The following is a 26,783-nucleotide window of genomic DNA, read 5'->3' as shown; positions in this document are numbered from 1 at the left end:
GAGCTTGCTCCCGCTCGGACGCGAAGCGGCCGCAGATTCAGGTTGTCGGGTTTACCTGGCACAACGCCGTCTCGTGCATTGGGACAGCTTCGCTGTCCAGCGGGAGCAAGCTCCCTCGCCACAAGTGCCTCCGTCAGCTCAAAAAATCCGCGACAGCGCTCTGACATCAGCCCTGTCGGTAGGGCAACGCGCTCTTCGCCTCTTCTGCATACCCCATGACGCCCACGCGTTCGCGCTCAAGAAAATCCTTCACCGCCGACTTCAATCCCGGGTGACGCAAGTAATGCCAGGAATGGGTGATCACCGGTTCAAAACCACGAATCAATTTGTGCTCGCCTTGTGCACCGGCATCGAAACGCTGGAAACCGTTGGCGATGGCGTAGTCCATGCCTTGATAGAAACAGGTCTCGAAGTGCAGGCGGTCGAACTCCGCCAGGCAACCCCAGTACCGTCCATAAAAGCTATCGCCACCGACCAGACTGAAGGCCATGGCCACCGGCCGTGATCCTTGTTTGGCCAGCACCACCCGGATGGCTTCGGGCATGCGTTCGGCCAACAGGCTGAAAAACTCCCGCGTCAGGTACGGCGACTGCCGACGCACTGCATAGGTGTTGGCGTAGCAGGCATAGACGAAATCCCACTGTGCCTGGTCAAGTTGATGCCCCTCAAGCCATTCAAACTCGATGCCCTGCCCCGCCACTTGCTCACGCTCCTTGCGCATCTGCTTGCGCTTGCGTGAACTCAACGCATCAAGGAAGTCCTGAAAATCCCGATAACCACGGTTCTGCCAGTGGTACTGGCAACCGATGCGTTGTAACCAGCCCGGTTGCTCGGCCAATGCCGCATCGGTAAAGGCGTCGGTAAAGTTGATATGGGCACTGGAGAGCCCTTCAATTTCCAGATAACCCGGCACGCTGTTCAGCAGTTCGAAACCATCCTGCGCATTCGCCGCCAACAACCGTGGCCCGCTGACCGGGCTAAACGGCACAGCCGTCAACAGTTTGGGGTAGTAATCGATCCCGGCGCGCTCGCAGGCATCGGCCCAGGCATGGTCGAACACGTATTCGCCGTAGGAATGCCATTTGCGGTAACTCGGCATTGCCGCGAGCAGCCGACCGTCTTCGATGTGCAGCAGATGCTCCGGCTGCCAGCCGGACTGCGGTCCCAGGCTGCCACTGTCTTCCAGCGCCCCGAGAAAAGCGTGACGCAGAAACGGCTGAGTCTCGGGCACCAGCGCATCCCACTCTTGAGGCGCAATGGCGGACAGACTGTCCAAAACGTGTAACGGCATCCTGTTCCCCAGCGGTTGTTGCCTACAGACCTGCCGAGTATCGCCCATCCCCGCCCTTGCCGAAATAAAAACCCCGCCGAAGCGGGGTCAAAACGAAGTCAGAGGGAGGTGTGACCTGAAATTACTGTTTACCCTTTTGCCGTTCGGCGGCCAACCGCTCGGCGAGCTCGTCGACACCAGGCAGCGGTTTTTCGGGCATGGCGCGCAAGGTCGCCTGCATCAGGCGCATCTGTCGGATGAACCGCCGGCAATTGGGGCAAAACATCAAATGATGGCGCACCATCAGCCGCTCACGAAAGCTCAACTGGCCATCGAGATAATCGCTGGACCGCGCTACTTGTTCCTTACAGGTCAACATTCGCCGGTTTCCTCAAAATGCTCCACGGTTGCAAACACCTTCAACCGTGCACGGTGCAGCAGCACACGAACATTGGAGAGCGAAATCTCCAGAAGATTACAAATCTCCTCCAGCTCCAGGCCCTGGCGCTCACGCAATAGCAGCACGCTGCTTTGCAGTTCCGACAGGCTGAGCAAGGTATGTTCAAGGCATTCACGCAGTTCGTTTTCGGTCAGCAGCGCTTCCGGGGTGTCCTGATGCCAGCTGAACGGCGCCACCAGCCAGTGGCCATCGTCGGCGGAGAAACGATCATCGTCGATGGTGCCGTGGGGTGATGGCAGGTCATCGAGCAAGACTTCCCGGCGGTTTTGTTTGTATCGACCTTTTGCCGCGTTGGCGGTGATGGTCAACAGCCAGGTCTTGAGACTGGAACGCCCCTCGAACCTGTTCAGGTTGCGCACCACCGACAGCCAGGCATCCTGCACCACTTCGTCGGCATGCCGGTTACCGACGATGGCATAAGCCACCGCCCGCATGGCGCTCTGGTAGGTGCTGACCAACACCTTGAAAGCCTGCTGCTCGCCCGCCAACAGGCGTTCGAGCAGTTGCGTGTCGTCAGTCATCAGTGCTGATTCCCTGTGGCGAGCGAGCTTGCTCGCGCTGGAGCGCGAAGCGGTCCCAATGCTGGAAACCGAGTGGTGTCAGATGTAATGGGTGAGCTGAGTTTACGACTGCTTCGCAGCCGAACGGGGCGATGCGGCGTTCCGACCAGCCCCCTCGCCACAGAGTGGGTGCATGACTCAAGCTTGTCACTACCCTTCACAACTCAGCGCTTGCGCAGAATCACGCTGCCAATCGAATAACCGGCACCAAACGAGCTGAGTACCGCCAGCGAACCGGCTGGCAAATCGTCCTGGTTCTTGTGAAAGGCAATCACTGAACCTGCAGAGCTGGTGTTGGCATACGTGTCGAGAATCACCGGGGCTTCTTCTTCGGTGGCTTCGCGGCCGAGCAGCTTCTTGACGATCAGGTGGTTCATGCTGAGGTTGGCCTGGTGCAGCCAGAAGCGTTTCACGTCGCTGATGTTCAGCTTGTTCTCGTCCAGGTGGGTGGCGATCAGCTCCGCGACCATCGGGCAGACATCGCGGAACACCTTGCGACCTTCCTGGACGAACAGTTTGTCACGGGCACCGATGCCCTCTTCCGCCGCGCGGTTGAGGAAGCCGAAGTTGTTGCGAATGTTGTTGGAGAACTTGGTCAGCAGTTTGGTGCTGACGATGTCGAACTGATACTTGGACGTGGCCAGGTCGGCACGTTCGATGATTACCGCAGTGGCCGCATCGCCGAAGATGAAGTGGCTGTCGCGGTCGCGGAAGTTCAGGTGACCGGTGCAGACTTCCGGGTTGACCATCAGGATCGCCCGGGCCTGGCCCAGCTGTACGCTGTTGGCGGCAGCCTGAATGCCGAACGTCGCCGAGGAGCAGGCTACGTTCATGTCAAAACCGAAACCTTCGATACCCAGCGCTTCCTGGACTTCAATGGCAATGGCCGGATAGGCACGTTGCAGGTTGGAGCAGGCAACGATCACCCCGTCGATGTCCGCCGCCGTCTTGCCGGCGCGTTGCAGGGCCTGCTCGGCAGCGCCAATGGCCATCTGGCAAAGCACCGACCATTCGTCATTGGAGCGCTCGGGCAAACGAGGTGCCATGCGCTTTGGATCGAGAATACCTTCCTTGTCCATGACAAAGCGGCTTTTGATCCCCGAGGCTTTTTCGATAAACGCGACGCTGGATTCGGTCAGTGCCTGCACTTCGCCACGTTCGATGGCGTCAGCATTGTCAGCATTGAACTGAGCGACGTAAGTATTGAAAGACTGCACCAGCTCTTCGTTGGAGATGCTGTTGGCCGGTGTGTACAGGCCGGTGCCGCTGATGACGACATTATGCATGGTCGTTTCTCTAATCTGTTCAGGCAGAAAGTATTGGCACCGACGTACCAACACATAAAGGGTTTATCCCGTCGAAGGGCATCAACCTGGCATCTCTTGATTCCGATCCGCCCGGGTTGCGAGGCTCAAATATGCGCGGGCGGTGTTTATAACGGCGAAGTTTGCCATAAACATTGGCGTTTGGCCCCTGTCGCACGAACAATGACAGGCATACCTGTGGAAGCTCGTGTGGCGAGGGGGCTTGCCCCCGTTGGGTGGCGAAGCCGCCCCAAAACCTGCAACCTCGGCGTATCAGTTACACCGAGTGCGCTGGTTTTACGACTGCTTCGCCACCGAACGGGGCGGTGCGGCGTTCCGACAAGCCCCCTCGCCACACAAGTTCGCTTGTACACAGGGTTTACGGTTCGACTTGAGTCCATTGCTTGCTCAAACGCTTGTCGGAGATCGGCACCTTGGTCCCCAATTGCTGGGCGAACAGCGAAACCCGGTATTCCTCCAGCCACCAGCGGTAGAGCTCAAGCTGCGGATCGCGCTTGCCTTCCTGCGCGTGCTTGTTGGCGCGGGTCTGGTATTGGGTCCAGAGGCCGGACAACTCGCCGCTCCAAACCCGATCCTTTTGCACCTGAGCCCCAAGTTTCTCGAAGCGCTGCTCGACAGCTTTCAAGTAACGCGGCAGTTCCTTGAGCCACTGCATCGGGGTTTCACGGACAAAGCCCGGATATACCAGGTGACTGAGCTGCTGCTTGATGTCGTTCAGAGCGACCGCTTGCGCCAGGTCGATCTTGCCTTTGAAGCGCTTCTGCAAAGCGTGCCAGAGCTTGAGCGTTTCCAGCGTCAGTTTCGCCAGACGCTCGGCATGCTCGGTCCACGCACCGCGCTTGCGCTCGGCCAGCGAGGCCAGACCGGCGCCGTCACGCGGCAAGCTTGCTTCGCCGTCGAGAATGCAGCTGTCGAGGCTCGCCAGCAGGATGTCTTCCACCAGACTGTCGATACGCCCCAGTTCGCGGTACATCAGGCCCAGCTCGGTAAGCCCCGGCAGCTTGCCGCGCAAGAACTTCGCCGGCTCGGCCAGTTGCTGCATGAGCAACCGCTGCAACGCCCGACGATGCTGGAACTCGGCCTCGGCCGGGGTTGAAAAACGCCCTTCCTTAACGCTGCCCGCCTCTTCCACCAGCGCCGGGTAGACCGTCATCGACAGCCCGGCGATCTTCTGCTGGGTTTTCTCGGCCACCGCGGCGAAGACCTTGGCCTCCACTGGCTGTTGGCTTTTCGCCGTCTGCGGTACCGCCAAAGCAGCCTGGCTGGCCTCGGCGAAACGTGCGGTCAGCTCAGGCAGATCACGGCCTTCACCGAGGAACTTGCCCTGGCCATCGACGATTTCCAGGTTCATCCGCAGATGACTTTCAACCTGCTGCGCCGCTTCCGTCCAGGCCTCATCACTGACCCGTGCACCGGTCATGCGCAACAGTTCACGACCCAGCGCATGCGGCAACGAGCCCTCGGCGAAAGTGACTCGCTGCAACGCCGCTTTGACAAAGTCCGGCACCGGCACAAAGTTCTTGCGCAGGGCCTTGGGCAAGTTACGCACCAGGGCGATGCACTTGGCTTCGATCACCCCCGGCACCAGCCATTCCAGGCGTTCCGGCGGCAATGCCGGCAACAGTGGTGCAGGTACGCGCAAGGTCACACCGTCGCGGGGATGGTTAGGCTCGAAGTGGTAACTCAACGGCAACGTCAGATCACCCAGGCGCAGGGTGTCCGGGTAATGCGCGGCGGTGACTTCGCTGGCTTCGCGAGCCAGCACGTCTTCTTCGCGCATGATCAGCAATTGCGGGTCTTTCTGGCTGTTGATCCGATACCAGCTGTCGAAGGTCGCGGTCTGATGGATCTCTGCCGGCAAGCGCGCGTCGTAGAAGGCAAACAGGGTTTCCTCGTCTGCCAGAATGTCGCGACGACGGGCCTTGGCCTCCAGTTCGTCGAGCTGTTCCAACAATTGCTCATTGGCAGACAGACACTTGGCTTTCGACTGAATCTCACCGCGTACCAGCGCTTCGCGGATAAACAGTTCACGCGAGGTGACAGGATCGATCGGCCCGTAATGCACGGGCCGGCGACCGACCACGATCAACCCGAACAGGGTGATTTGCTCGTAGGCCACGACCTGTCCGCGCTTCTTCTCCCAATGCGGTTCGAAGTGGTTCTTCTTGATCAGGTGCCCGGCCAGCGGCTCGATCCAGTCCGGCTCGATCTTCGCCACCATGCGTGCATAGAGCTTGGTGGTTTCCACCAGTTCAGCGGTCATCAGCCATTGCGGACGTTTCTTGCCCAGCCCCGATGACGGGTGAATCCAGAAGCGCCGCTGACGTGCACCGAGGTAATCGCCGTCTTCGGTTTTCTGGCCGATCTGGCTGAGCAAACCAGACAACACCGCTTTGTGCAGTTTCGAGTAGTCCGCCGGTTCTTTGTTCAGGCTCAACTGCATGTCGCGGCAGATCAGGCTCAACTGGCGATGGGAATCGCGCCACTCGCGCAGGCGCAGGTAGTTCAGGAAATTCTTGCGGCACCAATTGCGCAGCGGGCTGGCGGTCAGGGCCTGGCGTTGCTCTTCAAAACCACGCCACAGATTGACCAGCCCGGCGAAATCCGAGTCCACGTCTTTCCATTGTGCGTGGGCCTGATCGGCGGCCTGCTGACGCTCCGGCGGACGCTCGCGCGGGTCCTGGATCGACATCGCACTGGCGACGATCAACACTTCCTGCAAGCTGCCGAGTTTCGCCGCTTCGAGCAACATCCGGCCCATGCGCGGGTCCACCGGCAACCGCGCCAATTGCCGGCCGAGCGGCGTCAGTTGGCTGTTGCGGTCGACTGCCGAGAGTTCTTGCAGCAGGTTGAAACCGTCGCTGATGGCCTTGCCATCCGGCGGTTCGATAAACGGGAAATCGGTGATCTCACCGAGGCGCAGATGGAGCATCTGCAAAATCACCGCCGCGAGGTTGGTACGGAGAATTTCCGGGTCGGTAAATTCCGGCCGACCGATGAAATCTTCTTCGCTGTACAGACGGATGCAAATGCCCGGCTCGACCCGTCCGCAACGGCCTTTACGCTGGTTGGCGCTGGCCTGGGAAATCGCCTCGATCGGCAAGCGCTGGACCTTGGCCCGGTAGCTGTAGCGGCTGATGCGCGCGGTACCGCTGTCGATCACGTAACGAATGCCCGGCACGGTCAGCGAGGTTTCCGCGACGTTGGTCGCCAGCACCACGCGACGGCCCGGATGAGACTGGAAAATCCGCTGCTGCTCGGCCGGCGACAGCCGTGCGTACAACGGCAGAATTTCGGTGTGTTTGAGCTGGGCCTTGCGCAGCATGTCCGCTGCGTCACGAATCTCGCGCTCGCCGGGCAGGAACACCAGCACGTCGCCGGGACTGCGGCGTTCGCTGCGTTCGTATGCAGCAATTTCATCGAGGGTGGCGAGGATCGCCTGATCCACGGTCAGGTCGTCTTCGACTCGGTTGCCCTCTTCGTCCTGTTCCAGCGTCAACGGCCGATACCAGGTGTCCACCGGGAAAGTACGGCCCGAGACTTCGACAATCGGCGCATCGTCGAAGTGCTTGGAGAAGCGCTCGAGATCGATGGTCGCCGAGGTGATGATGACTTTCAGGTCCGGACGGCGCGGCAGCAGGGTTTTCAGGTAACCGAGCAGGAAGTCGATGTTCAGGCTGCGTTCGTGGGCTTCGTCGACGATGATCGTGTCGTAGCGTTCGAGGTAGCGGTCGTTCTGGGTTTCCGCCAGCAGGATGCCGTCGGTCATCAGTTTTATCAGGGTGTTGGCATCGCTCTGATCCTCGAACCGCACCTGATAGCCGACCAAGGCACCGAGCGGCGTCGCCAGCTCTTCGGCGACCCGGCTCGCGACGCTGCGCGCAGCAATTCGGCGGGGCTGGGTGTGACCGATCAGACCGTGCTGGCCGCGACCGATTTCCAGGCAGATCTTCGGCAGCTGGGTGGTTTTACCCGAGCCGGTTTCGCCGGCGATGATCAGCACCTGATGCTTGAGCAGCGCCTCCTTGATTTCGTCGCGCTTGGCGGCGATCGGCAGGCTGTCGTCGTAACGAATCAGCGGCAGGCTGGCACGTCGCGCCACCACCTGGTCGCAGGACGCTTGCATGCGCGTCACCCACAGGGCCAGCTTGGCCTCGTCGGGTTTCTTGCGCAGCTCGAGCAACTGCCGCCGCAGCCGGTGGCGGTCGGCAAGCATGGCGTGGTCGAGGTTTTTCAGCAGTTTGTCGATTGAAGGCGATTCGTCAGTCATCAGGTACGCAAAGGTCGTCTAGTGGCGCAGGGGGGCGATTGTCGCAGATTTGAGTCCATAGCGACGAATCCAACCTGCTTTTGTGGCGAGGGAGCTTGCTCCCGCTGGGTTGCGAAGCGGCCCCAAAAGGGACTGCTGCGCAGTCCAGCGGGAGCAAGCTCCCTCGCCACAAGGTGTTCACTCAGGAGGGCTACTCGTTATCGAGGCCTTTGCGCCGATACGGAAACACATCGATCACCTTGCCGGCGCGAATCGCCGCTTGCAGGCCTTTCCAGTAATCGGCGTTGTACAACTCGCCATGCAGTTGATCGAACAACCGTCGCTGCGCGGAGTCGGCGAACAGGAACGGTGGGAACTCTTCGGGAAACACGTCCAGCGGCCCGATCGAATACCACGGTTCGGAGGCCATTTCATCTTCCGGCGTGCGCGGTTGCGGGATGTGGCGGAAGTTGGCTTCGGTGAGAAAGCAGATCTCGTCGTAGTCATAAAACACCACGCGCCCGTGTCGGGTGACGCCGAAGTTCTTCAGCAGCATGTCACCGGGAAAAATGTTCGCCGCCGCCAGTTGCTTGATCGCCAGGCCGTAATCTTCCAGCGCTTCGCGCACCTGCGCGTCGTTGGCGTTTTCCAGGTAGAGGTTCAGCGGGGTCATGCGCCGCTCGGTCCAGCAGTGGCGGATCAGCACGGTGTCGCCTTCCACCTGGACTGTCGACGCGGCGACTTCCAGCAGCTCGGCCAGGCACGCCGGATCAAACTTGCTCAACGGAAAACGGAAGTCGGCGAACTCCTGGGTATCGGCCATGCGCCCAACCCGGTCGACACTTTTCACCAAACGATACTTCTCGATCACCGTCGCGCGGTCGACGTTTTTCGACGGCGAGAAACGGTCCTTGATGATTTTGAACACAGTGTTGAACCCCGGCAGGGTAAACACGCTCATGACCATGCCGCGCACGCCCGGGGCCATGATGAACTGGTCGTCGGTGTTGGCCAGGTGGTTGATCAACGCCCGGTAGAACTCCGACTTGCCGTGTTTGTAGAAACCGATCGAGGTGTACAGCTCGGCGATGTGCTTGCCCGGCAGGATGCGTTTGAGAAAGCCGATAAACTCCGCCGGCACCGGCACATCGACCATGAAGTACGAGCGGGTGAACGAGAAGATAATCGACACTTCGGCTTCATCGGTGATCAACGCGTCAATCTGAATCCCCCGGCCTTCGCGGTGCAGAAACGGAATCACCAGCGGCCATTGCTCGTCCGCGGTATAGATGCGCCCTACCAGGTAGGCGCCCTTGTTGCGGTAGAGCACCGAGGAAAACAGCTCGACGCTCAGATCCGGGTCCTTGCAGACCCAATCGGGCAGATTCTCGCGCAGTTGCGCTTCGAGTCGGCGCAGGTCGCGGTCGAGGTCAGCGTAGTCTTCGCTGAAGCGGTAATCGGCAAAAATACTCGCGAGCATGCCGGACAGTTGACCATGCGGCTTATAGATCCGGGTCTGCGCGGCCCGGGCCCGGTGCAAGCTGGGCCGGGTGGTGTGGATGAACATGCAGCCATCGCTGATCAGGTCATGACTGAACAGCCCGCAGAAAATCGAGTTGTACCAGGTCTCGGACAATTCATCGTCGAAACGCAGGTCGATCAGGTTGATGTAGGCGCTTTTGACCAGCGGCCAGCAGCCGACATCCATCAGCACCTCAGCCTCGAAGGCAGCATGCAGGCGGCCCACCACTTCGCTGACCTTGGCTTCGTAGAGGTTGATCCGCGCCGCCGATGCGACCTGCGTTTCCTGCCACTGCGCCTGTTCGAAGCGCGCCCGGGCGCCGTCGGTGATCTGGCGGAAATGCTCGCGGTAATCGTCGAAGCCGTCGAGGATCATCTGGGCGATATCGGCGGCGGGCCATGGCTGCGGCATGTGAGGACCTCTGCGGGATGGTTCTTGTCGTTGGGGCTGAGCTTAGAGGTCAATTGTTACGCAACGCAACCATTGCCTTGGCACCCTGAGGCAGCGACACTTGCGCCCTGATAAAGGAAGGAACGAGCCGTGAACCCCGTCGATATTCTGCGTATGTTGTCACTTGCTGCCATTTGGGGGGCGAGCTTTCTGTTCATGCGCATCATCGCCCCAGTGATTGGCACAATCCCCACTGCTTTTTTCCGCGTTTCGATCGCCGCCACCGGGTTGCTGGTGATTCTGGCGCTGATGCGGATCAGTTGGGACTTCCGTGGCAAGTTCAAAACCGTGCTGCTGCTCGGGATGATCAACTCCGGTCTTCCAGCGACCCTGTACTCAGTGGCCGCTCTAGTGCTGCCGGCCGGCTACTCGGCGATTTTCAACGCCACCACGCCGCTGATGGGCGTATTGATCGGCGGCCTGTTCTTCAGCGAAAGACTCACCCTCTCGAAGATTGCCGGGGTGGCCCTCGGCTTGTTTGGCGTCGCCATCCTGACCCGCGCCGGTCCTGTGGCCTTCGACATGCAATTGCTGATGGGCGCACTTGCCTGCCTGCTGGCAACCACCTGCTACGGTTTCGCCGGGTTCCTGGCGCGACGCTGGCTCGATCATCAAGGCGGCCTCGACAGCCGTCTCGCGGCATTGGGCAGCATGCTCGGGGCAACGCTGTTCGTGCTGCCGTTGTTCGGCTACAGCGTCATCACTCAGCCGCCCGTTAGCTGGGGTGGCTGGAATGTCTGGTTGTCGCTGCTGGGCTTGGGCCTGGGCTGCACGGCATTCGCCTACATCCTGTATTTCCGCTTGCTCAGCTCCATCGGCCCGGTCAAATCAATGACCGTGACCTTCATGATCCCGCCGTTCGGCGTGTTGTGGGGCGCATTGTTTCTCGATGAACCACTGTCGATGGCACACCTGTATGGCGGGCTGTTGATTGCGGGGGCGTTGTGGCTGGTGTTGAAGCCTGCGGCGGTGAAGGTGCCTGAACTGGTAGAGCAATAACCGATAGGCAGCGGCGCATCGACACACTATGCGCCGCTTGGGCTTGCGTGCAGTTCACCTCAAGGCGACGTCAGCGTAATCAGGTAAGCGCCTGAATTTACCGGTTTGCCGGCCGCGTCGACCAAGGCGTATTGCTGATCGTAGTAACGGCCATCCTTGCTCCCGCCCGCGACCAACTTCACGCCCACGCGGGAATGATCGAGCGCACTGACCGAGCGGACCGGCTCGACGCTGCGCACACTGACCGCACTGCCGAGCACCGGGGTCGGACAACCGTTGAGCTCAAACGTCGAACTCGCCCCCATGTGGGAGCTACAACCCGACTCGACAATACTGCCGTGAAACTGGATGACGCCCTGGCCTAGCGGCGTTGCTGCCAGGCACGCACCGCTCAGCGCGAAGAACAGGCTGATACCGACCGACAAACGCTTACCGTTCATGTTGATGCTCCTTAGGGTTGTAAGGACTGCATCGACAAGTCTGGCTGGGATCTTGAGGATTTTAGGAAATGTCTGATGTTTATTTCTTGAAGCTGCCAACGGCGTCTCAGGGCGCATCGATTGCCAATGCATGCGGTACTGACCGGCGCATCCGCCAGCAGGCTGCCGCTGACAAACTAAGAAACGCCTGATGTTCACAGATTTTCATGGGCGCTAAGGTGCTGGTTTCTTTATCACTACGTATTGCTAGCAACATGGATATTTCAAACAAACAGAATCGATTGCGCACTGTTCTGAACATCGCTTGCGTAATGGCGTTTGCCTACGGCCCCGGTGCAATGGCTACCAATTGCAAGTTCCTCAATACCAGCGGCTCCATTTCGGCAATACTGACCCCCTGGGCAAAACCGGGCGGTCATTCCGTATAAAAGCACCTAATCCGAATGTCCCGGAAAAGACGCCCCCCCCCTTCACCTGTAACGGTCAATTATCCAGCTAAGCACCACCTTCCAACAGGCGCAGGTCTCGTTGAGATGATTAAGGCGATTAAATCTGGCAAACACAGAGCTTTTAGGGATGTGGACGAGAGCAAGGCAACAATCGGGTAGACGCATCAGCGCGTCCATCTGTTGCTTGGCCGAAATGTGCCAGAACATCTCAGAAACCAAACTGAGTATTGCGGCAACAGCTTAAAGTCGGCGCTTGATGTAATACGAGTAGCTTCTCGTATCACAGACAGGTCTCCTCGGTAAAAAGCAGATTCTCGGCTCTATTGAAAAGAACTTGAGATCGAATTTGGAACAGCCAATCCCAGTATCAACTTAGCTATTGAGGCATGTATAACACTCGATCGCCACTTTAAGAATCGTCTGATTCGCACGCAGGCCCACCCTCGCTAGGGTAGCCAGATGAAACTGAAGAACTACCTTCACCAGATCAATCCCCTCCTCTCCACACCGAACGCCGCACGACGTCTGTTGCGTATTTTTGGCGTAGTTTTGCTCGTTGGCATACTCAGTGGCGTCTACAGTTTCCTGCTGCTGACGTTCAACGCCGAAGTGTCGCGCAGACGCAGCCACATGAGCAGTGCGATTGCTGAAGCCCACACGTTTTTCACCACCCGCGAAGCGCTGCTCGAAAGTCTAAGCCTGTCGGCGATTCGCAAGCCCGACGGGGTAAAACCGCAAGTCTCGCCAGAAGAAATCCATTTGCTGCTGGGTACCACACGCGGCAAGCAATGGAGCATCTGGCTGACCGAGCGGATCCGGCAGTACCTGACCAGCAAGCAGGTCAACTTGCTGTACGTCAGCAGTGGAAACGACCTTCAAGTGAAAAGGCTTTATACCGCCACACCGGTGGTTGGAGATTTCCCCCAGGCGATGCTCAATCGCTTGCAGGCGTTGAAAAGTGACAATACCAACGCGATGGACCAGTTGTGGCTGACCAATCAATCGTCCAGCCATTCGCAGCTCTACATTTTCATTCGGCTGGATGCGCGGGATCTCGATTCCGGCTGGCTGGGGCTTGAGATGGACGGTCGCGAGGTGTCCAACGCGCTGGATGATCAAAGCGCCGGGCAATTCACGATGTTCAATCCCGACGGCATGCTGGTGTTCAGCAACAGCCAACCTGCCCAGATCTGCAAAAATCTGATGCAAATGCAGATGCAGAATTTTTTTGGTTTTGTCGGCAAAAACTGGCTGCCCGATAATCTGGTGATGCGCAAACAACTGAAGTCATCCGACTGGCAGTTGGTCTACTCCATCGATCTGCGCAAGGTGCTCATCACACTCTGGCCACGACTTGGCGGCGCCCTGCTGTTCTGCCTGTTCAGTATCAGTCTGGTATGGATTGTGATTCGCCGCCTCGAATACCGCTTTATCACGCCGACCATCAGTCGTATCCAGGCGCTGGTCGAAAGCGAGCTGTTCAGCAGCGATGTGATCCAGACCGCACCGGTTGCGCTGTGTGTTCTGCGTCGCGCCAATGGCCAGGTGGTGTTGGAAAACACCTTGGCGCAGCAATGGCTGGGCCAGAGCGGTGAGCGTGAGCGCCTCAGTCCGCGTTGGATCTACCAGGCGTTCGACGAGATGAACCCGCAAGTCACCGACTATTTCGAAGCTGCCGACGGCCGCCACCTGTACCTGAGTTGCGCGCCCACCCGTTACAAGGGCGAAGACGTCTTGCTGTGCGCCTTCAGCGACATCAGCACGCGCACCCAGATTGAGGATGCGCTGGATCAGGCGCGGCAACTGGCCGATGCCGCGAACGACGCGAAAACCCTGTTTCTGGCGACCATGAGCCATGAAATCCGCACACCTTTGTATGGCGTGCTGGGCACTCTGGAGTTGCTGGCGCGGACCGAACTGGACGCGCAACAAACCGACTACTTGCGCACCATCGAAGGGTCGTCCGCGACGTTATTGCAATTGATCTGTGATGTGCTCGATGTGTCGAAGATCGAGGCCGGGCAACTGGCGCTCGAGCTTACGGAGTTCAGTGTGTTTGAGCTGGTTCACGAGGTGCTTCAGGGCTACGCTGCCGCCGCTCATGGCAAGGGCCTCGACCTGTACGCAGTGATCGATCCGAAGTTGCCGGAGCGGGTCATCGGCGACGTGTCGCGTATCCGCCAGATTCTCTACAACCTGCTGAGCAACGCCGTCAAATTCACCGACGCCGGGCGCATCGTCCTGCGCGTGAGTCTGATTGGCCGCGACGGCGAGCGCGCCAACCTGTTCTGGCAAGTCTCGGACACCGGTAAGGGCATCACTCAGGAAGACCAGGCGCGTATTTTCGAACCCTTCTACCAGACTCGCGGCCACACTAATGTGATCGCCGGCACCGGCCTCGGCCTGCCCATCTGCCAACGCCTGACACACTTGATGAACGGCAGTATTCGCGTGGTCAGCGAACCCGGCCTGGGAAGCAGTTTCTCGCTGAATCTGTCTCTGGAACAGCCTTCAACCCCCGCACTACCCAGCAGTTTCACGCCGTTGCTACCAAAAGTGGTGTTTGTGGTTTCACCGATTCGCGAACTGACGGAAGCCATAAGCGGCTGGTTGCGCCGGTGGGGCGCACGCCCGCAGCTTGATCGCGCTTCACGCTGTGCCGCCACGCCAGACAGCGTGCTGCTTGAGTTGCATCCCGGTTGCTTCGAAGAACGCCTCGATCCGCAATGGACCGGGCCGTTGGTGATGGCCACCGGCGACGGCTACAACGAACCCCAGGCAGGTTCCGGAGGCTGGGTGGTCAACATCAACTACCTGGAGGCCATTCATCAGGCCGTCAGCCGGGCCCAAGGGCTTTCCGTGATCAAACCGGAAAATGACAACCCGCAACGGCAACTGAAAAAGTTGCATCTGCACATCCTCGTGGCTGAAGACAACGTCATCAACCAGTTGATCCTGCATGACCAATTGCAGGAACTGGGGTGTACGGCCGAACTGGCGAGCAATGGCGAGGAGGCACTGGCGATGTGGCGCAGAGGCCGTTTCGACGTAATTCTGAGCGACGTCAACATGCCGCGCAAAAATGGCTATGAACTGGCGCGAGAGCTGCGCCGTCTGGGGTGCAAGGTGCCAATCATCGGCGCAACCGCCAACGCCATGCGCAGCGAAGAAGCCCTGTGCCTGGCTGCTGGCATGAACCATTGCCTGGTCAAACCTTTCACGCTGCAGGCCTTGCACAACCAACTGGCGCTTTACGAAAGAACACCTCATGAAACCACTTAGTATCCTGATCGTTGAAGACCATCCGTTCCAGCAACTGTATCTGCAGAATCTGTTCAGCGAGCTCGGAGACTTTGAGCTGGAGTTCGCTCAAGAAGGCAGCGCAGCGCTGGACTACCTGAAAAGGCGCGACTTCGATCTGGTGCTGACTGATTTGCTGATGCCGGGAATGGACGGCGTCCAGTTCATTCAGGGGCTGGCGGCGTCCGGTTCGCGACCCGCGCTGGCGATCATGAGCGTCGCCTCCCGACGCATGCTGACCAGCGCCAGCCTCGCCGCGCGCAATCTCGGCGTCAGCGTCATCGGTCTGATTTCCAAACCGGTCAAGAGCAGCGCTTTGCGCAATCTGACTGATCAGTTGGGCAGTCGGCGTCAAGCCATCCTGCCCCTGCCCGGCCCGCAGATTGATCACTTGGCGATACTCGCAGCGCTGGACAACGGTGAACTGCAAGCCTGGTTCCAGCCGAAAAAATCGCTGGCCAACGGCCGTATCGTCGCCGCAGAGGCGCTGGTGCGCTGGATTCATCCCGAGCATGGCGTGCTGTTGCCGGGTATGTTTCTGCCGGCGTTCAAGGCGTTTGCCCTGGAGGAAAGCCTGCTGTGGCATATTCTCGAACAAGCGATGAAGGCGCAGAAATTGTGGGGCGCTCAAGACTACGCCATCCCGGTGTCGATCAACCTGCCCACCCACTTGCTTAACAGTCCCGATCTGGCCGACCGGATTCTGCAGTTTGTCCTTAAGCACCATGGCGCCCCGGCGATGATCTGTTTTGAGTTGATGGAGTGTTCGATGCCCGAGGACATCAGCAACTTCTACGCCGGTGCGTGCCGGTTGCGCATGAAGGGGTTCGGGCTGTCGCAGGATGACTTCGGTCAGGGTTACAGTTCGTACATGAATCTGGTGTCGACGCCGTTCACCGAGTTGAAGATTGACCGGGCGCTGGTGCACGGTTGCAGTGAAAACGAAGAGTTGGCCCAGGCCCTGACCAGCATCGTCGCGCTTGGCCGCCAATTGGGCCTCACGGTGGTGGCCGAAGGCGTGGAAACAGCACAGGAATTGGCTCTACTGCGTAGAATCAACTGCACTCAGGTTCAGGGGTTTCTCATTTCACATGCGGTGTCGTCATCCGAATTTCAACAACTGCTAACCCAGGACGGCCCGGCTGTCGTGGATTGATCCCTGACGCACAGACTCTGTTTGCATCCGAGGTAGCTGTGTCCAAGGCTTATCCAAGCATCTCCAACAGGCTGGCCCAATGACTCATCCCAATGCGCGTCTGCACAAACTGACCAGTAGCTCACTGCGCATGAATAAAGGTGTCGTGGTGCTCTGCGGTCTGGCATCGATGTTGGTCGGTCTCAGCGTCTGGGGCCTGAATCGCATGGTCGCCGAACAACGCGATGCGGTGCGTTATCACTTCGCCCGGCTGATGGAGAACATGGGCGAACAAGATCTTTTCCTCAGCGCTATCGCCCAACAAAGCGCCAAGGGACTCACGCTGAATACCCAGCGGATGCACATGTCTGTGCAGGAGCCGATGCCGGAGCAAGACAGCGGGATTTACCGGGCTAAAGAACTGTCTTTTTCCCTACCCTTTAGCGTCAAGATCAACCCGACATCGATTGAACCGAGTGAGCGCCCCAAGGTATTCGCGCTGGGCGCGCATCTGGCCAGTTACTACAGCGCATTCTGGTCGGCCTCGCACTACCAGTCGCCCCAGGTATTTCTATTCAACGTCCCGGACAACTTTGACATCGCGGTGCCCGCCGCCGGGGAACTGCGCGGCGCCGGGCAGATTCAGGGGGGTACCTTTCAGCAGGTACTAACCCAGGTGTTGCAGTGCCTGCAGAAGAAAAATCCACAGCCGTTGGACAGTCAGGTTCACTGGGTTCGTTATGGTGCGCAAGCGGATAAAGGCGTTGCTCCGACAGTGCTGGCCTACATCAACGTCGACCTGCCAGCGAGCCAATTGGATATTGAAGGCGCCAGCCCGTGGGTGGTCGTGGCATCGCTGTTGAATCTGAGCCAGATCAACGATATCGAGCGCATCATGGAATGGTCGATCTACGACCGCTTCGGTCTCACCGCGCCCAACGGCAGCCTGTTGGTCGGGACCGAGCCGCCCGACCCGGTGCTGAGCGAAGGGCTGAACGTGCGCCTCGACGGTCTGGTGTTCAAGATTTCCAGCGAGGGGCCGCACCCGTGGACGGCGGTTTACGTGGTCGGTTTCAAGAGCTTTATCGATTACGCGTGGTGGCCGTTGCTCGGCGTCTTGACATTAATAATTGCCAGCATCGGTGGCGGCTGGGCCTTCAGCCGCTGGTACAAAACCCGCGTGGTACTGCCCGCCCATCAAGCGCATCAGAGCATCTCCGAAAGCGAGGCATTCAGCCGCGCGGTCATCGATGCTGCGCCCACCGGGCTGTGTGTGGTACGGCGCAGTGACCATCAGGTATTACTGGAAAACCAGCGTATTCAGGAGTGGCAGCAAAGCGACCGGTTGATCGCCGCCCTCGACCAGAAATACCCACTGACCAGCCCCGGCCAGACCGACCTCGAAATCGAGGGTCATCATCTGCACGTAGGGGTGGTTGGCGCCCGTTATCATGGCGAGGATGTGTGGATCTGCGCATTCCACGACGTGACCCGGCATATCGATGATGCCGCGGCATTGGAGCAGGCATTGCGTGCGGCCGATTCGGCCAACGAGGCGAAAACGCGCTTTCTGGCGACCATGAGTCATGAAATCCGAACGCCGTTGTACGGCGTTTTGGGCACGCTCGAACTGTTGGGGCTGACCGATCTCGGGCCGCGTCAACAGGAATACTTGCGCACCATTCAGCGCTCTTCGGCGACCCTGTTTCAGCTGATCAGCGACGTGCTCGACGTGTCGAAAATCGAATCCGGGCAGATGACCATTGAAGCTCAGGACTTCTGCCCGCTGGAACTGACCGAAGACACTTTGCGCGCCTACAGTGCGTTCGCCGAGGCCAAAGGTTTGCAGCTTTATGCCTGCATTGATTCGGCGATCCCTGACCGGGTGCAAGGCGATCCGCTGCGCATCCGGCAGATTCTCAATAATCTGCTGAGCAACGCGATCAAGTTCACCGACAATGGCCGCGTGGTATTGCGACTGCGGCTGCTGGATCTCAACGCCGGCGGTGCCAATCTGCAATGGCAGGTCAGCGACTCCGGAATCGGTATTTCCCAGGCCCAGCAAAGCCAATTGTTCGACCCGTTCTATCAGGTGCGCGATGCCTCCAGCGAAGCCGGGGCGGGCCTCGGTCTGGCGATTTGCTGGTGGTTGTGCGAGCTGATGGCCGGGCAGTTGAAAGTGGTCAGTGAACCCGGACTGGGCAGCAGCTTCTCACTGCAATTGCACCTCGCTTGCGCAGTCGGTCAGTTGAGCGATTGCCCCGAATTCGCGCCTGACGCGCCGCCGATTTACGTACAGGCACCAGCACCGGAACTGTCACAGCATGTGTGCAACTGGTTCAACCGACTGGGTCAGGAAACCCGCATCCTCGGCCCGGACGCGAAAAACCTGCCTGGCTCTTCAGCGCTGCTGCTGGATGTGCTGCCGTCCTCGCAAACCGCTTGGGGCGGCCCGCGTGTCATCGCCACGACCGCTGGGGCCAACCCGGCGGAATACACCGCCGAAGGCTGGTCGGTGGATGCGCATGACATCCGGGCGATGGCCTGGGCGGTCAGCTTCGCGCAACAAGGCGTGGGCCAGCGTAACCACACTGCGCTTACCGAGCAGGCCCGACGGCTGGATCTGAACATTCTGATTGCCGAAGACAACCCGATCAATCGGGCGATCATCAAAGAGCAGCTTGAGGCGCTCGGTTGCACGGTGGTCGCCACCGCCGATGGCGAACAAGCCCTGCACCAATGGCTGCCTGGCTTGTTCGACATGGTGTTGACCGACGTCAACATGCCCGTGATGAATGGCTATGAACTGACCAAAGCACTGCGCAGAAACGATCCGGATCTGCCGATCATCGGCGTCACCGCCAATGCTCTGCGCGATGAAGGCGAACGCTGTGCGGCGGTCGGCATGAACGCCTGGCTGGTCAAGCCATTGAACCTGCACACGCTGCGTACGCAATTGCTCAAGCACTGCAAAGCAGCCAACCCGTTGCCCCTGGTTGAGCCGGACCAGCCCGCGCATATCGCGCAAAACCCCGATCAGCCGCAGTTGTCGCCAAAAATGCGGACCTTGTTTTTCAGCACCATGCAGCAGGACATCGACAAGGTCACGGCCTCACTTCGGGACAGCGATGCGGCTGCGCTTGGCCGTCATCTGCACAGCATGGCCGGAGCTTTGGGCGCCGTGCAGGCCGGCAGTCTGGCAGACGCATGCATCAGCCTTGAGAGCCGCCTGGAGGGTCACCCTCTCACTCCGGCCTTGGCTACCGAGGTCAGCGCTTTGCTGGAACGACTGGCAGCAATGCTCGACGCGCTGGCGTAATCCGTATGCATTCAACAACAAATCAAGGAGCGCCGAACATGGCAAAACTCAACGTCGTGATCGCCGATGATCACCCCATCGTATTACTGGGTGTACGTGAGCTGATAGAGCGCGATGAGCGCTTTCGCGTCGTGGGTGAAGCGGCGGGCTCGAACGAGCTGATCGAGCTGCTCAAACATCAATCGGTCGATCTGGTGATCACCGACTTCAAGATGCCCGCCGATTCGCCTTACGGCGATGGCCTGAAACTGGTGGAATACCTGCGCCGGCACTTTGCCGATGTGAAAGTTCTGGTATTGACCATGATTTCCAGTTCGCTGATCCTCACCCGCCTGCATGAATTGGGCGTCGTCGGGGTCATCCAGAAAAGCCAGCTACATGGCGAGATCCAATTGGCGCTGATGGCTGTGGCGCAAGGTCGCCCGTTTAACAGCGCCAAGCCGGCACCGACGTGCGTGAGGGAGCCGAACGTCGCGCTGGATGAGAGGCTGTCCCGGCTTTCACCCAAGGAGTTCGAAATCTTGCGAATGTTCGTCGCCGGACAGAGCGTAACCACGATTGCTCGCAACCTTTCCCGCAGCTTAAAAACCGTCAGTACGCAAAAGAATGCGGCCATGCGCAAGCTGGATGTTTCCAGCGACCAGGATTTGCTGACGTATTGCCTAGAAAATAACGTTTTCAACTGAGGCTGATCCTTCAGCCGAATTCAATCAGTAAAAAAGGCGCTCACCTGGATCAGCGTGAACGCCAGCATCGAACTCTCAGCTCGCAATCACCCCCCTCAAACAGTCGCGTTCTTCGTAGCGCTCTCGTCACCGAGCAAGACGATGTCACGCCGTTGCGCCCGTTCGTAGGTTTGCTCGCGCTCGAGCATCTGGTATTTAGCCTCCTCTGACTAATTCCTTAGTGTCTCGCTGGACCGCCAGGCATCAGTTCCATCGTCAATCTGGCTTCACTGATCTGGCGCCTGGATACCCGCGCATCTGCTGTCGGTATCACGGGTTCGATTTCCAGTTGGGCGGTAAGAGTTTTTCCTCTCGTAAGCTCACCGCTAACGACCGGAGCAAAGGTCCGGCCGGGTTGAAGCAATCGCGAGTCCGAAGCGGCATCATTGATAATTCCGTCAGCAGTACTGCCGGCTATCTGTACGCTTTTGCCATCCACTTGCGCATTGGATAAGCGGATAACCAAGCTGCCGCGCTCCCCGTAAACCACATTGCCGCTGGCGTTTGTCTGACCACGCAGGGTTAGACGTATGGCCTGTGTATAGGGGCAAATCACGCTGAGCATTACTGTACGTTTGCCAAAGGTGGAGCTATTACTTACGGCAGGTGCATTCTGTAATTGCCACCGAGTTTGAGTACCGTAGTCGATGAGTTCTCCCCCGAGCGACACGCTGCACCGTCTATCCGTGGCTAAATTGGATGGCATCTTTTCGACGCCACTATCCAGAGGGGCCGCCTCGCTATAGTGGCTGAGACATGAACAAGCTGGAAGCCGCCGGCACACTCAACCCACATGAGCCGCAAGCCTGCTATGACTTGCCGTCGCTGATCGACAAGGCCACTTTGCGCTATGACGTCAGCCGTCTGCGGCTGTTGGCCAGCGTGCCGCAAATCGCCATGCAGCGGGGCATGCGTGGTTATGTCGACCCGGCCTTATGGGATAGCGGAGTCTCGGCGGCCTTTATCAACTACCAGTTGAGCAGCAACCGTAACAGCACGGACTACGCCACCACGTTCTCCAACAACCTGGGGCTGCGTAACGGCCTCAATCTGGGCGCCTGGCGCCTGCGTAATGAGTCGAACTTCAGTAGCAGCACCGGTCAGCCCAACACGTTCAAGAGCAACCGCAGCTACTTGCAACATGACGTGACCGCGTTGAAGGGCCAGTTCAGTGCCGGCGATATATTCTCCGACACCGACCTGTTCGACAGCGTGCGTTATCGCGGCCTGAAACTGGCCTCCGACGAAGGCATGCGCGCCGACAGCGAGCGCGGCTATGCACCGATCATTCGCGGCGTGGCGGAAACCAGCGCCACGGTGGAGATCCGTCAGAACAATTACATCCTCTACACCGCCAACGTGCCACCGGGCCCGTTTGAAATCAGCGATATCTATCCCAGCGGCTCGAACGGCGACCTGCAAGTGACCATTATCGAAGCCGATGGCCGTCGACGGGTAACGATGCAGGCGTTTTCCAGCTTGCCGATCATGGTCCGCGAAGGCCAGGTGAAGTACAGCGTCTCGGCGGGCAAGTACAACAGCAACAGCGATGGCCTGGCGTCGCCGCAGTTTGTCAGCAGCACCCTGGCCTACGGCATCAACAGCAACCTCACCGGGATCGTCGGTGTCCAGGCCTCGGAGAACTTCAAGGCGCTGTCAGTCGGTGCGGGTCGCAACACCCCGATCGGCGCCGTCTCTGTCGACCTGACTCACTCCTCCAGCGCTACCTCGGGCCAGACCGTCCAGGGTAATAGCCTGCGGGCGTTGTATGCCAAGACGTTCACCGGCACCGACACCAACTTCACCCTGGCGGCCTATCGCTATTCGACCGAGGGCTACCGGACCCTGACTAACCACGTCGAGGAACTCAACGCCGACGGCCAGAAACCCACCGGTAACTCGAAGACCCGTACCGACCTGACCATCAACCAGAGCCTGGGCCGTAACCAGCAATACGGCAGCGTTTACCTGAACGCCAGCGACCAGCGCTATTGGGGGCGTGGCGGTTCCCAGAGCCTGTCCACCGGCTACAGCAACTACTGGGGTGAGGTCAGCTACAACGTCGGCGCAACCTATACCAAGGATGTCGGTGATTTCGGACCGTCCAACAATGACACGTTGATCAACCTGTCCCTGTCGTTCCCGCTGGGTTCCAAGCCCCGTGCACCCAGGGCCTTTGTCTCGGCCAGCACGCAGAAGAACAGCGACAGCACTCAAGTCGGTATCAACGGCTATCTGTCGGAAACCAGCGACACCTATTACTCACTGCAAGGCGGCAACAGCAGCACCGGTGGCAGCTCGGCCTCGGCCAACATCAGCACCCGCACCTCGGTGGCGGATATCAGCGCGGGCTATAGCCAGGGGCGCGGCTACGCCTCGCAAAACCTTAACCTGGCCGGTTCCGTGGTCGCCCACGCGGGAGGCGTCAATCTGGGACAGACCGTGGGCGAAACCTTTGCCCTGGCCGAAGTGCCAGGTGTCGCCGGGGCCAAAATCGGTAGCTACAGCGGCGCTGAAACCGGCGCCAACGGCTTTGCTGTGATCCCCAACACCCAGCCCTATCGGGTGAACTGGATCAGCCTGGATACCCGGGATCTGGGTGCGGAAATCGAGATCGATAATGCCACCCAGCAAGTCGTACCAAGACGGGGTGCCGTGGTGCTGGCCCGCTATGTTGGCAAGACCGGGCGACGGGTGCAGTTCGAGCTGTTTGATGCACAAAACAAGGCCATTCCATTTGGCGCCGCGCTGGAAGACGCCGCCGGTAAACAACTGGCCATTTCCGACCCGAGCGGTAAAGCCCTGGCGCTGGTGGAAGAGGACTCGGCCACCCTCACCATCAAATGGGCTGACAAACACTGCCTGGCGACCTACGCATTGCCCGAGCGCAACAAAGCCCTGAACTACGAGCGCGTACGCCTGCAATGCCAACCCTAAAAAACGCGGCCTTCGTCAATCACGAAGGCCGCGTCAGCATCAGCGGCTTTTACGGAACACAAACACCAAACCGACGATGATCAACAGCATGCCGAGCATGCTCAACATCGCCAGTCGGTTGCCGAAAATCAGGTAGTCCATCACCGCCGTCACTGCCGGCACCAGGTAGAACAAACTGGTGACATTCACCAGATTGCCTCGGGCGATCAGGCGATAGAGCAGCAAGGTCGCCAGCAGCGATACCACCAGCCCCATCCACAACACGGGCACGATGAAACCCGTGCTGTGCTCGAAGTGGAACGGCTGGAACGGCACGAACATTCCGCACAGCAACAGCCCGGCCAGGTATTGCACCGGCAGTGTGCCGAGGGGATTTTCGGTGATGCGCTTCTGCATGATCGAGCCTGCGGTCATGCTGACCAGCGCCAGCAAACCAAAGAGCATTCCGGCCAGCGACATGCCGGCCAGGCCGATGCCCTGATAGACCACCATGATCAACCCCGCCAGCCCGAGCATCAGGCCGAACATCCGGCTCCTGGAGCGTTGGCGCTCAATCAGCACCACGGTGAGGATCGGTTGAACCCCCATGATCGTGGCCATGACCCCGGGCGTAACCTTCAGGTCCAGCGCCAGCAGATAGAAAATCTGATAGGCGCCCAGCAATACCAGGCCGGTGGCCGCGGCATACAGCATCGGCTTGCCGCGCCGGGGCAGTTTGAGCTTGAGCAACGGGATCAACAGCACCAGCCCACAGAGGGCAATGGCAAAGCGGATCAACAGAAAGGCAAAGGGTGAGGCGTGAGCCAGCCCCCATTTGGAGAAAATCGCCCCGCTACTCCAGAGCAGAACGAACAGGCTCGTGGACGCCGCCGCGAGCGCGGTCTTTTTTGAAATGAGCAACATGAAAACCACCTGTCATCAGGCAAGAAGCCAACTCAGCCGAAGCTGAAATTCAGTCGTTGTGTTCAGGCGGGCACAGGCAACAGCAGAAGCCGCTGATCAGCCCGAGAAGCCAACACCTGGCGGTGAAACCACCGCGCACACCGGTGTGCGACTGACAGGAGGGGGATAGTGGCTGATCTGCGCAGGCTGCACATTCCCGCACGGCACGACGCCAGCGTTGACCGCTGAATCGACTACCGCGTTGATGAGGGATGCAGGCATGAGCTGATCTTTTTTGAGGGAGAAATCGCCGGGTTGGAAACGCAGCGAGCGCTGACTATAACCAGCGCTCGACACAGATTGCAATGACTTGGTCAAAGCGCCAGTAAAGACAGCTGATGTGCCTGCGAATAGCCTTCAGAACGCACCACTCCCCATAGCAGCGGCACCACTAAAAATACAAGAGGCCATATGCGAGCACGAGTTAAGAAGCCTTGCGCGAAGGACAAATTATGGAGGATGCATAAAAAGCAGATGAATACGGGGCTATCCGCCAATCAACTTCGATTGTTCAAAGCGGCCCTGATCGGAACCGAAAATGAAGAGCCAAGCCTCCTCGCAGGCCGTCCTTGATTTTCTCTAGCCAAAAAAAACCGCTCATCGATGAGCGGTTTATCTTTTTTGGCGATTGGTATCAGCCAAACAACCAGTAGCCCAGCGCCGTCAGCACCACAACCGCCAATACTGGCCGCAGGATGCGGTACAGCTTCGGATTACGGCGCTTCCACTTTTTGACCACGCCGCTGAATTTGTCGCTGGAGGTCTTGCTCCAGGCGTAGACCTTGTTGATCCCGCCGACGCGCTCGTCATCGAGGTTTTGCGGCGCCGTGGCACGGCCCAGCAGGCCACTGACGCAACGGTTGATACGCGTCATCAAGCGGTTGCTCAGCGGTCGTTCGATGTCACAGAACAGAATCACCCGGGTCGTTTCGGTTTCGTTCTTGACCCAGTGCACGTAGGTTTCATCGAACATCACGTCTTCGCCATCGCGCCAGGCGTAGACCTGACCGTCGACAAAAATGCGGCAGTCGTCGGAGTTCGGTGTCGACAAGCCCAAGTGATAACGCAGGGAACCGGCGAACGGGTCGCGGTGCGGGTTGAGGTGGCTACCGCCCGGCAACAGGGCAAACATCGCGCCTTTCACGTTGGGGATGCGGCTGACCAGCTCGACGGTTTTCGGGCAGAGCAATTCGGCCGATGGCAGCGGTTTGTCATACCACTTGAGGTAGAAACGCTTCCAGCCCTTCTTGAAGAACGAACCGAAACCGGCGTCGTTATTCTTCTCGGCGGCGCGAATGTAGCCCTCGTCGAACAGGTGCATGGCCTCGTCACGAATGACTTCCCAGTTTTCCTTGAGCACATCCAGTTCCGGGAACTTGCTGCGGTCCAGGTACGGTTTGGACGGCACTCCCGAGAACAGGTACATCAAGGCGTTATAAGGAGCGAACAGCGCCGAGTGGTTGACGAACTGACGCAAGACCGGCAAGCGCGCCTTGCCGCGCAAATGCACGTAGAGCGTGCTGCCGATGAACAGCAGCAACAGCGACGCCTTTGCGGCAAAGGAAAAGGTCATGGGGCAACTCCTTGGAAAAAGGTCTCTCTGCGCATCGTCATTTACCCGACATGGCAGCCGGCCATGATAAACACTACCGGCCTTGGGAAAAACCCACATAACTGAACAATCAGTGTTAAAGGTTGCGCAATAAAGCACTTATTAACATAAGGCACCTGAACCTTGACTGATTTGAGTCAACACAAGTCCCCTGTGGCGAGGGCGCTTGCTCCCGTCAGCTGACGCGATCAGTTGTGACGAAGAATAAAGATAGTCACAGCACCCCACGGATTCAGCGGTCTCAAGAGACTACTGTAGTGGTCTAATGAAATCTATGGTCGCCCATTTAGGCAAGAATGCTCGCCAGATAGAGGTGCCTGATGGCCAAGCAACGTCGTTCCTTTTCCGCTGAATTCAAACGCGAGGCCGCAGGCCTCGTGCTCGATCAGGGTTATAGCCATATCGAAGCCTGTCGTTCGCTCGGGGGTGGTCGAGTCCGCGTTGCGTCGCTGGGTCAATCAGCTCCAGCAAGAACGCAATGGCGTCACTCCGCAGAGCAAAGCGCTGACGCCCGAACAACAGAAAATCCAGGAACTGGAAGCTTGAATCGCTCGTCTTGAGCGGGAGAAATCCATTTTAACAAGGCTACCGCGCTCTTGATGTCGGAAGAGCACGAGCGCACACGCTGATCGATCAGTTGAGTGCCCGAGAGCCGGTCGATTGGCTTTGCACAGTCTTTGATGTCACGCGCTCGTGTTACTGCGCCCACCGCCTCAGGCGACGAACTCCGGACGTTGAGCGGCTTCGGTTGCGCAGTCGGGTCAACGAACTGTTTACGCAAAGTCGAAGCGCTGCCGGTAGCCGCAGCATCGTGTCGATGATGCAGGAAGATGGCGAACAAATCGGGCGGTTCAAGGTGCGTGGTCTGATGCGGGAACTGGTGTTAGTCAGCAAACAACCTGGATCGCATGCCTACAAACCGGATACGAATCTGGTGATCAAGGCGCTGGATATGCCTTATGAGCAGCGTGGGAGGCCTCAAGGGCTGCTGTTTCACTCGGATCAGGGCTCGCAAGGCGGATTCAACCGGTCGTCGCAACACCTTTGATCGAGGTGTTTATGGGGCGGCCTGCAGGCTGGATGCAAAAG

General features: G+C 58.9%; 17 protein-coding genes and 1 pseudogene. 8 read left to right on the top strand and 10 right to left on the bottom strand.

The genetic code is table 11. From position 1 onward, the window contains the following. Positions 1-166 precede the first annotated feature (166 nt). The 6 genes from AC3WK5_RS27585 to aceK all read right to left on the bottom strand — a co-directional run bounded on the left by AC3WK5_RS27585 (position 167) and on the right by aceK (position 9,797). Complete coding sequence (locus tag AC3WK5_RS27585; protein ID WP_103316257.1) at positions 167-1,291, bottom strand: GNAT family N-acetyltransferase; 1,125 nt, start codon at positions 1,289-1,291, stop codon at positions 167-169. A gap of 121 nt (positions 1,292-1,412) precedes the next feature. Continuing rightward, positions 1,413-1,649 carry an anti-sigma factor family protein gene (locus AC3WK5_RS27580; RefSeq protein WP_019692467.1) on the bottom strand — a complete coding sequence of 79 codons (237 nt, stop codon included), beginning with the start codon at positions 1,647-1,649 and terminating at the stop codon, positions 1,413-1,415. Beyond that, a complete protein-coding gene (locus tag AC3WK5_RS27575; RefSeq protein ID WP_103316256.1) occupies positions 1,643-2,251 on the bottom strand; it encodes an RNA polymerase sigma factor in 609 nt (202 codons plus the stop codon). Before AC3WK5_RS27575 ends, AC3WK5_RS27580 begins: the two co-directional genes overlap by 7 nt. 203 nt (positions 2,252-2,454) lie before the next feature. Beyond that, positions 2,455-3,576: a beta-ketoacyl-ACP synthase III gene (locus tag AC3WK5_RS27570; RefSeq protein WP_103316255.1), complete on the bottom strand. Its 1,122-nt coding sequence runs from the start codon at positions 3,574-3,576 to the stop codon at positions 2,455-2,457. A 397-nt stretch (positions 3,577-3,973) separates the two neighbouring features. Beyond that, positions 3,974-7,885, bottom strand: coding sequence for an ATP-dependent RNA helicase HrpA (hrpA, locus tag AC3WK5_RS27565; RefSeq protein WP_103316254.1), 3,912 nt, complete (start codon positions 7,883-7,885; stop codon positions 3,974-3,976). A 190-nt stretch (positions 7,886-8,075) separates the two neighbouring features. After that, a complete protein-coding gene (gene aceK / locus AC3WK5_RS27560; protein ID WP_103316253.1) occupies positions 8,076-9,797 on the bottom strand; it encodes a bifunctional isocitrate dehydrogenase kinase/phosphatase in 1,722 nt (573 codons plus the stop codon). A gap of 129 nt (positions 9,798-9,926) precedes the next feature. Here aceK and AC3WK5_RS27555 point away from each other — a divergent pair, with 129 nt between their 5' ends. Further along, positions 9,927-10,835, top strand: coding sequence for a DMT family transporter (locus AC3WK5_RS27555; RefSeq protein ID WP_103316252.1), 909 nt, complete (start codon positions 9,927-9,929; stop codon positions 10,833-10,835). Positions 10,836-10,894: 59 nt separating this feature from the next. On the opposite strand, the gene AC3WK5_RS27550 is transcribed toward AC3WK5_RS27555, so the two are convergent. Next, positions 10,895-11,275 (bottom strand): fimbrial protein, encoded by a 381-nt coding sequence (locus AC3WK5_RS27550; protein WP_103316251.1) that lies wholly within the window; start codon positions 11,273-11,275, stop codon positions 10,895-10,897. A gap of 68 nt (positions 11,276-11,343) precedes the next feature. On the opposite strand from AC3WK5_RS27550, the gene AC3WK5_RS27545 reads away from it, so the two are divergent. The 6 genes from AC3WK5_RS27545 to AC3WK5_RS27520 all read left to right on the top strand — a co-directional run bounded on the left by AC3WK5_RS27545 (position 11,344) and on the right by AC3WK5_RS27520 (position 23,140). Beyond that, complete coding sequence (locus AC3WK5_RS27545; RefSeq protein ID WP_256585175.1) at positions 11,344-11,466, top strand: hypothetical protein; 123 nt, start codon at positions 11,344-11,346, stop codon at positions 11,464-11,466. 717 nt (positions 11,467-12,183) lie between these two features. Continuing rightward, on the top strand, positions 12,184-15,006 hold the full coding sequence (locus tag AC3WK5_RS27540; RefSeq protein WP_103316250.1) for an ATP-binding protein: 2,823 nt from the start codon (positions 12,184-12,186) through the stop codon (positions 15,004-15,006). Further along, positions 14,993-16,180 (top strand): response regulator cyclic di-GMP phosphodiesterase PvrR, encoded by a 1,188-nt coding sequence (gene pvrR, locus AC3WK5_RS27535; RefSeq protein ID WP_054596201.1) that lies wholly within the window; start codon positions 14,993-14,995, stop codon positions 16,178-16,180. Before AC3WK5_RS27540 ends, pvrR begins: the two co-directional genes overlap by 14 nt. A gap of 79 nt (positions 16,181-16,259) precedes the next feature. Beyond that, positions 16,260-19,478: a hybrid sensor histidine kinase/response regulator gene (locus AC3WK5_RS27530; RefSeq protein WP_103316249.1), complete on the top strand. Its 3,219-nt coding sequence runs from the start codon at positions 16,260-16,262 to the stop codon at positions 19,476-19,478. Between the two features lie 38 nt (positions 19,479-19,516). Continuing rightward, positions 19,517-20,164, top strand: coding sequence for a response regulator (locus tag AC3WK5_RS27525; RefSeq protein ID WP_054596199.1), 648 nt, complete (start codon positions 19,517-19,519; stop codon positions 20,162-20,164). Between the two features lie 795 nt (positions 20,165-20,959). After that, positions 20,960-23,140 carry a fimbria/pilus outer membrane usher protein gene (locus AC3WK5_RS27520; RefSeq protein ID WP_371919151.1) on the top strand — a complete coding sequence of 727 codons (2,181 nt, stop codon included), beginning with the start codon at positions 20,960-20,962 and terminating at the stop codon, positions 23,138-23,140. Positions 23,141-23,179: 39 nt separating this feature from the next. Here the strand turns inward: AC3WK5_RS27520 and AC3WK5_RS27515 are convergent, their stop codons facing one another. The 3 genes from AC3WK5_RS27515 to AC3WK5_RS27505 form a co-directional block, all read right to left on the bottom strand. Continuing rightward, positions 23,180-24,043: a DMT family transporter gene (locus AC3WK5_RS27515; RefSeq protein ID WP_103316247.1), complete on the bottom strand. Its 864-nt coding sequence runs from the start codon at positions 24,041-24,043 to the stop codon at positions 23,180-23,182. A 96-nt stretch (positions 24,044-24,139) separates the two neighbouring features. Next, complete coding sequence (locus AC3WK5_RS27510; protein WP_167360482.1) at positions 24,140-24,304, bottom strand: hypothetical protein; 165 nt, start codon at positions 24,302-24,304, stop codon at positions 24,140-24,142. A gap of 412 nt (positions 24,305-24,716) precedes the next feature. Then, positions 24,717-25,655, bottom strand: coding sequence for an aspartyl/asparaginyl beta-hydroxylase domain-containing protein (locus AC3WK5_RS27505; protein ID WP_054596196.1), 939 nt, complete (start codon positions 25,653-25,655; stop codon positions 24,717-24,719). 359 nt (positions 25,656-26,014) lie between these two features. Here AC3WK5_RS27505 and AC3WK5_RS27500 point away from each other — a divergent pair. Then, a pseudogene (locus AC3WK5_RS27500) lies at positions 26,015-26,739 on the top strand (transposase); the annotation flags it as partial. Between the last annotated feature and the right edge of the window lie 44 nt (positions 26,740-26,783).

It is taken from the genome of Pseudomonas sp. FW306-02-D09B, assembly GCF_058782685.1.
This window is presented reverse-complemented; position numbering and strand designations above follow the sequence as displayed.